This is a genomic window from Stenotrophomonas sp. 364 (assembly GCF_009832905.1).
In the GTDB taxonomy this organism is placed as follows: domain Bacteria; phylum Pseudomonadota; class Gammaproteobacteria; order Xanthomonadales; family Xanthomonadaceae; genus Stenotrophomonas; species Stenotrophomonas maltophilia_AP.
Genome location: NZ_CP047135.1, coordinates 1629642 through 1641380, shown reverse-complemented (window position 1 = coordinate 1641380; position 11739 = coordinate 1629642). Strand labels below are relative to the sequence as shown.

8 protein-coding genes are annotated in these 11739 nt (G+C 67.2%); 5 read left to right on the top strand and 3 right to left on the bottom strand.

Going from position 1 to position 11739, the window contains the following annotated elements:
- Nucleotides 1–24: 24 nt before the first annotated feature.
- Nucleotides 25–894, top strand: a complete 870-nt coding sequence (locus GQ674_RS07670; protein ID WP_159499308.1) for an EamA family transporter — start codon at nucleotides 25–27, stop codon at nucleotides 892–894.
- 65 nt (nucleotides 895–959) lie between these two features.
- Here the strand turns inward: GQ674_RS07670 and GQ674_RS07665 are convergent, their stop codons facing one another.
- Entirely contained in the window at nucleotides 960–1979 is a 1020-nt protein-coding gene (locus GQ674_RS07665) for an aminoglycoside phosphotransferase family protein (protein ID WP_236546221.1), read from the bottom strand.
- Nucleotides 1980–2116: 137 nt separating this feature from the next.
- On the bottom strand, nucleotides 2117–9079 hold the full coding sequence (locus tag GQ674_RS07660) for a putative Ig domain-containing protein (protein WP_159496581.1): 6963 nt from the start codon (nucleotides 9077–9079) through the stop codon (nucleotides 2117–2119).
- Nucleotides 9080–9244: 165 nt separating this feature from the next.
- Between GQ674_RS07660 and GQ674_RS07655 the strand changes: the two genes are divergently transcribed.
- The 4 genes from GQ674_RS07655 to GQ674_RS07640 all read left to right on the top strand — a co-directional run bounded on the left by GQ674_RS07655 (nucleotide 9245) and on the right by GQ674_RS07640 (nucleotide 11431).
- Nucleotides 9245–9748 carry a tail fiber protein gene (locus GQ674_RS07655; protein ID WP_159496580.1) on the top strand — a complete coding sequence of 168 codons (504 nt, stop codon included), beginning with the start codon at nucleotides 9245–9247 and terminating at the stop codon, nucleotides 9746–9748.
- Nucleotides 9749–9761: 13 nt separating this feature from the next.
- Nucleotides 9762–10295: a tail fiber protein gene (locus GQ674_RS07650; RefSeq protein WP_159496579.1), complete on the top strand. Its 534-nt coding sequence runs from the start codon at nucleotides 9762–9764 to the stop codon at nucleotides 10293–10295.
- 51 nt (nucleotides 10296–10346) lie between these two features.
- Nucleotides 10347–10880 carry a tail fiber protein gene (locus tag GQ674_RS07645; RefSeq protein WP_159496578.1) on the top strand — a complete coding sequence of 178 codons (534 nt, stop codon included), beginning with the start codon at nucleotides 10347–10349 and terminating at the stop codon, nucleotides 10878–10880.
- 113 nt (nucleotides 10881–10993) lie between these two features.
- Nucleotides 10994–11431, top strand: a complete 438-nt coding sequence (locus GQ674_RS07640; protein WP_159496577.1) for a GNAT family N-acetyltransferase — start codon at nucleotides 10994–10996, stop codon at nucleotides 11429–11431.
- Here GQ674_RS07640 and GQ674_RS07635 read toward each other — a convergent pair.
- Nucleotides 11424–11723: a hypothetical protein gene (locus GQ674_RS07635; RefSeq protein WP_159496576.1), complete on the bottom strand. Its 300-nt coding sequence runs from the start codon at nucleotides 11721–11723 to the stop codon at nucleotides 11424–11426. The genes GQ674_RS07640 and GQ674_RS07635 overlap by 8 nt on opposite strands.
- Nucleotides 11724–11739: the final 16 nt, after the last annotated feature.

Sequence of the window (11739 nt, the reverse complement as noted above, 5' to 3'; positions counted from 1 at the left end):
ACACCCCTGCGTGCGGCACTGTTGATGCTGGGCAGCACGCTGGCGTTCGGGCTGATGGCGGTGGCCATCCGCTACGCCACCCGCTCGGTGCCCACCCAGGAAGTGGCGTTCTTCCGCAACGCCTTCGGCCTGATGGCGTTGCTGCCCATGCTGCTGCGTCCGGGGCGCGCGTCACTGAAGACCCAGCAGCTGCCGCGCTACCTGCTGCGCAGTACGATCGGCCTGGCGTCGATGCTGTGCGCGTTCTGGGCGATCGGCCACCTGCCGATGTCGCAGGCCATCTCGCTGTCGTACTCCACGCCGCTGTTCGTCACCATCGCCGCGGTGCTGTGGCTCGGCGAAACCGTGCGCGCGCGACGCTGGGCGGCGGTGATCATCGGCTTCATCGGCGTGCTGATCATCGTGCGCCCGGGCTCGACCAGCTTCTCCCCCGGCACACTGGTGGCCGTGCTGGCCGCGGTACTCAGTTCGCTGGTGGCGATCCAGATCAAGCAGCTCACCCGCGTGGACAGCGCGGATGCCGTGGTGCTCTACACCTACGTGTTCTGGGTGCCGCTGTCGCTGATTCCCGCCGTGTTCCTCTGGGTGTGGCCCACCGGCATGGCCTGGCTGTGGCTGGCTGCCACGGGCCTGTTCGGCACGGTGGGCCAGCTGCTCTGGACGCGAGCGCTGCGCCTGGGCGAGGTCTCGGCACTGACCCCGATCAGCTTCATGCAGTTGCCGCTGGTTGCCGTGCTGGGCTGGCTGCTGTTCGGCGAAACCCTGGACCGCTGGACCGTGATCGGTGCCGGCATCATCCTGGGCGCCAACGCCTACATCGCCCATCGTGAAGCGGTACTGGTGCGGCGCGCCGCCTCGCAGGCCGCATCGGCCGGCGCCAAACCAGGGGAGTAGAGCCACCCCATGGGTGGCTGACATCCAACGATCCCGATCACACAACAACCACCAGTGGGGTGGCGCTACCCCGGCAGCCCGGTGGCCGCCATCCAGCTGCGCGTCGCGCTGTCCACCACGTTCCCCGGCGCAAACTGCTCCTCCATGTAGCGCAGGGCCTGGCGCCGCTGCGCCGGCGGGCGCGACGCCGCACCTGGTTCCAGCAGCAGGTCATGAAACTCCTGCACGTCATGCAGGATGCGCCAATGCCGGTAGTAGGCAAGGCGGTCGCGGTCGATGCTCACGGCGCCGTAGCCCTCAGCGAACCCCGGCGGGTCATCGCGCCCCCAGCGCCCCCCCACACCCGCACCGATGAACATCAGGTCGCGTTCGCGCGGGGCCAGCAGCATGTCGTCCCAGTCGATCAGGCACAGCCCGTGGTCGGCACGCAGCAGCAGGTTGCCGGCATGCAGGTCGCCATGACACAGCACCCGCGCCCATGCACGACCCTGCAGTCGCTCACGCAGCTGCGCACAGCGCTGCCAGACCTCGCCAATACGTGGCCGATGCTGCTGCCAGGCGCGCAGGAACTGAGCGGCGAGGTCATCGCGCACGGGCCAGCGCGCATCATTGCGATGCAGCCATGCGCCTACCCGCTCCACCGCCGTGTCGTCATCGAAGTCCGGCTGCGCCAGCCCGGCGCGAAGTTCATCGGGCAACGGCGTGTCGTGTACCTGCCGCAGCACCGCGCCCAACCGTCGCCACTGCGCCTGTGACAGCGCCGATTCGAACCCGGATTGGCCTTCGACGTAGGCAAAGAGCGTCCATTGCAGGCCGTCCAGGCGCAGGGCCGGCGCGCCCTCGCGTGTGGGCTGCGGCGCAGCGATCTCGGCCAGGCCGCGCTGGTTGCGCAGGTACTGCAGCACTTTCCAAACGGCGTCATCGACGGCATAGCGCCGGCACTTCAACCACCAGCGCGCGCCATCGCGTGCGATCACCTGGTACACGGTGGCGCCCGCATCGGCGCCGGTCGGCCGTTGCACCACCATGTTGGCCTGCACGCCCCATGCATGCGACAACGCCACGCCAATCTGGGAAGAAGACAATTCCTGAGGATGCAGCATCGCTCCGCCGTGTCGCACGCACACGCCATCACTATGTCAGAAACACGGGCGGCGCACAGCGCAACCGATCACGAACCACGCCGCTGCGCGCTGCCGTCAGGACGGCAGCGCGCGTTGGGTTACGGCAGGAACTTCTTCTCTGCGCCGATCAGGATCGACTGCACGTCGCCCGCCTGGCTGTCGAACAGGAACTGGTACTCGAACCGGAACAACCAGCCGGAGGTGGACTGGAACGGCGCCCCGATGCCGAGCAGCGTGCGGCTGCGCGACTGGTCGCGCAGCGACGCCGAATAGGCCGGCCCGGACAGCAGGTCGCTGTAGCGCAACGTGGCCGCATTGCTGCCCTGGAAATCACGCTGGAACTCGATGCGTGCGCCGGGCAACCAGGTACCGCTGTCGGTGCGCACCAGGTACTCGCTGCGCAGGCCCAGGTTGCCCGTGCTGGTGCGCAGCTTCTGCTCGTCATAGGTGAGCGTGTCGCCCACCCGGCCCTGCTCGGTGTAACCGTCCAGCGTGGCGTCGGCCACGTCCAGTCGTGCATACGGCGATAGCAGCAGGGTTTCGCTGCGGTGTTCGTAGCCCAGTGCCAGCGCGGCAAACAGCTGGCGTCCGTCGCGGCTGCCCTGCACCGTGTTGCCGTTGCCTGTAACGAAGCGCCGCGCGTCCAGCGACAACCATTGGTACCCCACCAGGCCATCGAGGTAGGTGTTGCGGCTCGGCCGCCAGCTGGCATAGGTGGCCACGCTGTAGCTGTCCACACTGCTGTGGCTGCCCTTGTTGCCGACATCGGAGCTGTCGTGGCCATAGCCCACGCCCGCGCCAAGCGCGAACCTGTCACTGATGCGCCTGTCTGCGCCCATGCTCAGGCCGGACGTGGTGAAGTCCGCCGAGCTGCGGCCGTTGCGGTTATTGCCATTGCCGAAGCTGAGCGCGCCGCCGGTCCACACCGCAATGCCGCCGGGCAGGCCGCCATTGCCGCCGGTGGCATCCCCGGCCCTGGCATCGGCCGGGTCTGCTGCAGGCTCGATCAGGTTCATGCGCAGGGAATCGGCCAGACTCTGGTCCACCGCCGAAAGGTTACCTCGCTGCCCTGCCCGTCCCGACGAAGCCGACGACAGGCTGATGCCGTTGCTGAAACCGTCGCCACCGCCGCGATGCAGGCTTTCCAGACGACGCTGGAAGTTGTTGATCTGGCCGCTGGCCATGCGCCGGGTTGCATCGGCCTGCGCATCCAGGATGCCCATCACTTCAACGTCCTTGGTCGGGTCGGGGCGAGCGGTGATGGTCACCGCTAGCGTGGCCGGTGCGGAGGTCGCATAGGCGTTGCTGAGCGTGTACACCAGCTGCGCCACGCCGGCATATCCCCCGGCCGCGGCAAACTCCAGCCGGTAGCCGACATCGCTTGCCTTCACCGTGGCCGTGCCCGCGTTGGCCGGCATCACCGACACCACGTTGGCTGCGGTGAACGGGCCACCGCGCGCGCCCTCGGTGAGCTCCACGCTGATGGTGGTGCCCGCCAGGCCACTGGCCGTGAGCGCGGCAGCGATCGGCTGCGGGTTGATGGTGACCGTCACCTGCGCCGGGGCCGACACGCCGCTGCTGTTGGCCAGCGTGTAGGTGAACCCAACCGTGCCACGGGCCTCCAACGGCGCCGTGTAGCTGATCTGCAGGCCGGCGACGCTGGCACTGCCGGTGGCCGGTGCAGCCGCAATGGCGGCGGTGTCGAAGGGCCCGCCGCTGGCACCGGTGGTGGCATCGAAGGTGATGGTCTGGCCGGCCAGCACCGTCACCGTCTGCGCCGCCGCCACGGCCTGCGCCTGGCTGACGGTCAGGGTGATGCTGCGGGTGCCGGGATAGTTCTGCCCATCACTGGCACTGAGCACGAAGGTGCTGGTGCCGATGCTGGTGGGCGTACCGCTGAGCACACCGTCGGCCGACAACGCCAATCCGGTCGGCAGGCTGCCAGTGGTCACGCTCCAGGTGTAGCTGCCGTTGCCACGGGTGGCGCTGAACGCATGCCGGTAGGCCTGGCCCACCTGCGGCGCGGCCAGCACCGCCGGATCGATCACGATCTGGGCCGGATCCACGGTCAACGTGTAGGCCTGGTCCACCGATTGCCCATTGGCATCGGTGGCGCGCACCGTCAGCGTGCTGCTCCCGGCGCTGACCGGCGTACCGGACATCACGCCGCTTGCCGCATCCAGCTGCAACCCGGCAGGCAAGCTGCCGCCCTGCAGCGTGTAGGTGTACGGCGCCACCGCACCGCTGGCGGTCAGCGTCTGCGTGTAGGCCGCGCCCACCACCGCGTTGGGCAGGCTGCCCGGCGCTACCACCAGGTTGGGTGCGGCCACCTCCAGCGTGTAGTTCTGCATCCGCTGGAACGGTGCGCCGGTACCGGTGGAGGAATCGGTCACGGTTACTGCAATCGGGAAGTTGCCGCTCTGCGTGGCCGTTCCGGACAACACGCCAGTGGCTGCATTGAGGCTGATCCCGGCAGGCAACGCACCGGTGGCGGTGTAGGTGTACGGCGCGGTGCCGCCACTGCCGGCGAAGGGGGTCGAGTAGGCCACCGCGTAGTCGGCCTGCAGGCTGCCCGCGGCCGGGGTCAGCGCCAGCGTCGGTGCACCGGCCACAAGCATCAGGGCCTGCTGGTTGGTGATGCCATTGCTGTCGGTGACGCGCACGGTGACGGCGAAGCTGCCGGCCTGGGTCGGCGTACCGCTGAAGGCGCCGCCGCTGCTGAGCACGATGCCGGCAGGCAGCGCACCGGAAACCAGGGCGAAACTGTACGGCGCGGTGCCGCCCGTGGCCGAGAGCGTGGTGCTGTATGCGCTGCCCACGGTGGCGGCCGGCACGCTGGTCTGGTCGATGGACGGACCGGCCGACGTGCTCAGCGTGTAGCTCTGTGCGCCGGTATGCGGCCCTGCCCCACCCGAGCTGTCGGTGGCCAGCACGGTGAACGTGCTGGTGCCCGATGCGGTCGGCGTCCCGGACAGCACGCCGCCGTTGGTCAGCGACAGACCCGGCGGCAACGCACCGGTGACCGAGAAGCTGTACGGCGCCACGCCGCCACTTGCACTGAAGGTGGCGCTGTAGGCCAGGCCCTGCGCTGGCGACGGCAGCGTTGCCGGGGCCACGACGATGGTGGGCGCAGCGACCTGCACGGAGTACGCCCGTGCGCCGCTCTGGCCGTTGGCATCGGTGGCCGTCACGGTGGTGTTGAACGTGCCACTGGCCGTCGGCGTGCCCGACAGCACACCCGCGCCGGACAGACTCACGCCGGCCGGCAGCGCGCCGGCGCTGATCGCGAACGTGTACGGCGCGATGCCGCCGGTAGCGGACAGGGCCTGCGTGTACGGAATCGCCACGGTGCCGCCGGGCACCGTTGTCGGCGCAATGGCGATGGCGGGCGACGCGACGATCACGGTGTAGTTCTGGCTGATGCTGAAGGGTGCACCCGTGCCACTGCTGCTATCGGTCGCGGTCACCGTGACCGCGAACGAACCGGTCTGGGTGGGCGTGCCCGACAACGCACCGGTGGCCGCCGCCAGCGACATCCCGTTCGGCAACGTACCCGCGGTCACGGCGTAGGTGTAAGGCGCGATACCACCGCCTGCGCTGAACGTCTGGCTGTAGGCAGCCGCATAGGTGGCGTTGAGCGCGCCTGCCGCCGGCGACAGGGTCAGGCTCGGCGCACCGATGGTGAGGGTGTAGCTGCGTTGCCCGACCTGTGCGGCGGCATCGGTCACCTGCACCACGGCGTTAAACGAGCCGGCCGTGTTGGGCGTACCGGAAATCACGCCACCGCTGCTCAGGGTGAGGCCGTTGGGCAGTGCGCCTGACACGAGGCTGAAGGTATACGGCGCGCCAGCCCCCTGGGTCACCGACAAGGTCGCCGTGTACGCCGCACCGATCGCCCCGTTGGGCAGAGTGGCCGGATTGAGCACCGGAATGCCGGGCTGCACGGTGCCGCTGTAGTTACGGCTGCCGGTGAACGGCCCGATCCCGGTGCTGCTGTCGGTGGCCTCCACGGTGAACGCGTACGGACCTGCACTGGAGGGCGTGCCGGACAACGTGCCGTTACTGTTGAGGGTCATGCCAACGGGCAATGCACCCGCGACGACGCTGAAGGTATACGGTGCCGTGCCGCCACTGGCACTCAGCGCCGCGCTGTAGGCCGCGCCCTGGGTGGGGTTGGGCAGCGTCGTTGGCGTGATGCCGATGGTGGGTGCACTGATCGTCATGGTGTAGGCGCGCGCGCCCGTCATGCTGCCGGCGTCGGTGGCCGTGACGGTCCAGTTGAACGAGCCGCCCGCCGTGGGCGTGCCGCTGACAACGCCCGCGGACGACAACGTCATGCCGGCCGGCAACGCGCCTGCGGTGACGGCAAAGGTATACGGCGCTATACCGCCGCTGGCCGTTACTGTCTGTGCATACGCAATCCCAACACTACCCGGAGGCAACGTCGCCGGCGAAATCACGACGGTAGGCGCGGCCACAGCCAGCGTGTAATTGTCCGAGACACTGAACGGCGCACCGGCGCCTGTGCTGCTGTCGGTGGCGGTGACGGTCAGCGGGAAACTCCCGGTCTGCACCGGCGTACCGGACAACGTGCCGGTACTGCTGTTGAAGCTCACACCCGCGGGTACTGCGCCACTCAAGGAGTAGGCATAGGGCCCGTTGCCACCCACGGCGGTGAAGCTCTGGCTGTACGCCACGCCGTAGGCAGCCGACAGGGTGCTGCCGCCTGTCGGCGACAGGCTCAGCGTGGGCGCAGCGATGATGATGGCGTAGGCGCGCTGACCGGCCTGCAGGTTGGCATCGCGGGCCTGCACGGTCACGTTGAACGTGCCGGCCGCGGTCGGCGTGCCCGACAGCACCCCGGACGCCGACAGCGACACGCCGGCCGGAAGATTGCCCGCAGTGACCTGGAAGGTGTACGGCGCCACGCCACCGCTGGCGGTCAGGGTCTGCGAATAGGAGGAGCCCGCTGCGCCGGCGGGCAGCGTCGACGGTGCAATCGCAATGGTTGGCGCGGCCACATTGAGCGTATAGGAGCGGCTGGCCGTGTACGGCGCGCCTGCGCCCGTTGTCGCATCTGTCACGCTGACCGTGATCGGGAACGTACCCGTCTGGGTTGGCGTGCCGGACAGCACGCCGGTGGCCGGAGTGAAGATAAGGCCACTGGGCAACGCACCACTGACCGAATAGGCATAGGGGCCCGTGCCACCACTGGCGCTGAAGGTCTGGCTGAAGGCCGACCCGTAAGGACTATTCAGCGTCGCGCTCGACGGTGCGATGGCAAGGACGGGCGGGGCGATGGTGATCGTATACGCCCGCTGGCCGGTGAAGGCGCCGGCATCGGTGACCTGCATCGTGACCGGGAACGATCCTACGGCGGTGGGCGTGCCGGAGATCTGCCCGGTGCTGGTGTTCAAAGCCAGACCGCTCGGCAAGGAGCCAGCGACGATCGCAAACGTATACGGCGCCCCTGCTCCGCCCGTGACCGTGAGGGATTGGGCGTAGGCAGCTCCGGCAATGCCACCGGGCAGCGTTGCCGGCCCGAGCACCGGGGCGTCCTGCAGCACCGTGACGCTGTAGGCACGCGAGCCGGTGTAAGGGCCGCTGCCGGTACTGCTGTCGGTAGCCGTGATGGTGAACGCGTAGGAACCTGCGGTGGTGGGCGTGCCGGACAGCACGCCCGTCCCGGACAACGTGATGCCCACCGGCGTCGCGCCAGCAGTAACAGCGTAGGTGTACGTCCCCGTGCCACCCGATGCGGTAATGGTCTGGCTATAGGCGGCGTTGCGGGTAAGCGTGGGCAAGGTGGTGGGCGCAATTGAAATTGTCGGTGCGGACACGACCAGCGCGTACGCCCTCGACCCCGTATTACTGGCACTGTCGGTGGCACGCACAGTGAAATTGAAGGTACCGCCTGCGGTCGGCGTGCCGCTCAGGGTGCCAGTGGTGCCCAGCGTGAGACCTGCGGGCAATGCGCCAGCGGTCACCGCATAGGTATACGGCCCGCTGTTGCCGCCGGTGGCGGTCAGCGCGGTGCTATAGGCAGTGGCCACGCCCGCGTCTGGCAACGTCGTGGGCGCGATGACAATCGGCGGGGCCGCCGAGACCACCATCGTGAAGCTCGTTGCGTTGCGATATGGTCCAGTGCCGGTGCTGCTGTCAAAGGCGCTGATGGAGGAGGCGTAACTGCCCACTGCCGTGGGAGTGCCCGCCAGCACGCCGGCGGCACTCAACGCTATGCCCGGCGGCAGGCTGCCGGTGTCCAGGGCGAATGTGGTGTACGGCGCCGTTCCGCCCTGCCCGACCAGCTGATGGCTGTAAGGCACGTTCACGGTCATCGTCGGCGGGGGCTGCAATGTGATGGTCGGGGTGTCCACCACGAATGTATAGGTCTTGCTGGTACTCAGGCTGGCTGCATCGGTGACATTCACCGTGGCCGAATAGGTGCCGCCGCCACTGGCGACACCAGAGAAGGTGCCGTTGCTGAAGGTGATGCCCGGCGGGAGCGACGCCGCGCCCAGGGTGTAGACGTAGGGAGCGGTGCCGCCGCTGCTGCCCATGGACAGCGTGTAGCTGGCACCGATGACCGGCTTGGGGGCGTTGGCCGGCGTGACAGTGATCGGCGACGATGCGGCGCCGATGCTCACCGTGACATTGATGATGTCGCCGTTGTCATCCTTGAAGGTGAAATTGTCCACCGGCGCGCCACTGCCGTTGTTCGTGTAGGTGACCTGGTTGGTCAGCGGGTTCACGCTCACCTGGCCGTGGGGGGTGGCGTAGTTGTTCGGATTGCCTCCCGGGCCACTGCCCCCGATGCCGCCGAAGGAGTCGCAGTGGCTTGCATCGATGACGATGGTGCCGCCGGAGGCCATGGGCGAGGTGGACGGGTTGGTACGCGAATCGGGAACCACCATGTCCGGGCAATTGGCCGCATGCACGCTGGCCGACCACAGCAACGCCATCCACAGCGGCGTCAATATAATGACGCGACGCAGTTTGAATGCCGACAGCTGATTCACCACGGCCAGCGCAGCGCGCTGGACCCACGTTCCCTGTGCCATGAGTTTATCCCCTGAAACCAGGGCCGCACTTCCCCACGAAAACGCCCCCCGGCGGGCGTAGTAGGTAACCAGCGGCAGCACTTGTCAAGTATGTCCTGTTTGATGAACAGTACAGCCACGCTCGGGGTCAGGAGCGGGAGTAGTACAGGAAAGGGGATATTCACGGTGTCCGATTCATTTCTTGGCCAGATAGTCATTTACTCGTTTGGGTTTCCGCCCAGGCAAACTGCGCAATGCAATGGCGCGATGCTGCCGATCAACCAGAACCAGGCATTGTTCAGCCTGCTGGGCACCAGATTTGGAGGAAATGGGCAGACCACGTTCGCATTGCCTGACATGCGCGGCCGGGTTCCGGTCGGGCAAAGTCCAGAGAATCCGATCGGCAGCCTCGGCGGGGTGGAAACGGTAACGCTCCAGCAGACCCAGATACCCATGCACACGCATGTTGCCGCCGCCACCGGCGCCGATGGCACCGCGCGCAACCCGGTCGACAACCTGTACGCGAAGGCCGGCAGTCCACTTTATGGCCCGGCAAACGGGCACCTGGTGACGTTGAATCCCGCCACGGTTTCCAGCAGTGGTGGCAACCAGGCGCACGACAACATGCAGCCCTACAGCGTGCTGAATTTCTGCATGTTGCTGTCGGGCATTTTTCCTTCGCGCGGCTGACCGGAGACCTGCAATGAGCAATCCCTACGTCGGCGAAATCCGGCTGCTTCCCTTTACCTTCGCCCCGGTCGGCTGGCAGGACTGCAATGGCGCACTGCTGTCGATTGCCGAGTACGACGTCCTGTTCAACCTCATCGGCACCACCTACGGCGGGGACGGCATCAACACGTTCGCCGTACCCGACCTGCGAGGCCGTGTGCCGCTGCACCAGGGCACCATGCCCGGTGGTGGTACACCCCGTGCACTGGGCAGCGTGGCAGGCAGCGAAACCGTGACGCTGCAACTGACGCAATTGCCGGCCCATAGCCACCCCATGGTGGCCACCGACGCCGCCGCCTCCGCGCAGGCCCCATCGACCAGCACCGTCCTGGGTGGGATCAGCGGAGACACCATGTACACCAGCGACATCAACGGCGTGGCCAGTCGCGGGCTGGCAGCAACCATGCTGTCGTTCAGCGGCGGCAGCCAGCCCCACGACAACCTCATGCCGACACTGACCCTGCGGTACTGCATCAGCCTGTTCGGCATTTATCCGTCACAGAGTTGAGCCCGCGCACGACCACCATGGACTGCCGCAAATCCACAGGGAATTCCACTTATGTCTGACCAGTTTCTCGGCGAAATCCAGATGTTCGGCTTCGACTTCGCGCCGGCTCAATGGGCGCTGTGCGCCGGCCAACTGCTGCCCATCTCCCAGAATACAGCGCTCTTTTCGCTGCTTGGCACCAACTACGGCGGCGATGGGCGGACCACCTTCGCACTGCCCAACCTGCAGGGGTTCACCGCCTGCGGACAGGGCCAGGGTCCTGCGCTCTCGGATCGGACGCTTGGCGAGGTGTTTGGCACTACCAGCGTTACCCTGCTGGAAAGCGAGATGCCGCGGCACAGCCATGCGGTGACCATTTACGCACAGCGAGACGCAACCAAGCTGCATGGAACGCCGCTCCAAGGCGACGCCGTGACCATTCCCACCGCCACAGCGCCCTTTGCCGACGCCACGCCGGCCAACGCAGGTTTCGCGCCGTCGATGGTGGGCGTGGCCGGTGGCAGTCTGCCCCACGAAAACCGGCAGCCCTACCTGACGGTGAACTTCTGCATCGCGCTGAGGGGCATCTTCCCTCAACGTCCGTGACATCCGGCCACCCATCACTGCCGGGCTTCCCGACGTCGCTGCCACATCCCGTGGCGGCGACGTCGCCGTTGCACGCCCATGGCATCACGCTGCGCGCTGCCCTGGAACATGACATGCCGTTCATGCGTGACCTGTACCACCAGTCGCGTGCGGCGGAGCTTGCCACGGTGCCCTGGCCGGACGTGGCACGCCGTGCGTTTCTGGACAGCCAGTTCGACCTGCAACATCGCCACTACATCGGGCATTACGCCAATGCGGCGTTTCTGATCGTGGAGCGCGCCGGCAGCCCGCTGGGCCGGCTCTACCTGCATGCCGACCGCGATACGCTGCACATCATCGACATCCTGCTGTTGTCGGCGGTGCGTGGACAGGGCGTAGGCACCGCCCTGCTTGCACATGTGCAGCAGCTGGCACGGGATGGCGCGTGCAACGCCGTGGAGTTGAGCGTGCTGCGTGAGAATGCGGGCGCACTTCGGCTGTATCAGCGATTGGGCTTTACCAGCGTTGGCGGCGACACGCTGCGCCTGGCAATGCGCCAGGCACTCAGTTGAACAGTGCCTGGTAGATGAACCCGGTGCGATCACGCGCGATGGGCACCAGGAAGATGCCGAACTCTCCCAGCGCTGCATGCTGCATCGGATAGGTCTTCTGCGGGAACACGATCGCCGCTTCGTGGCGGAACAGCAGCGAGAAGGGCGCGCGCACCTGCCCGGGCATTGACTCACCCGGCTGCAACGGGCGCGCCTCGACCAGTACGAACGAGGTGTTTCCCACATCGCCCAGTGCCACCTCGAACGTCTGGTTTACCAGTCCTGCAAAATTATCCAGGGCAAAAAACTGCATGCGCTTTCCGTCCTTG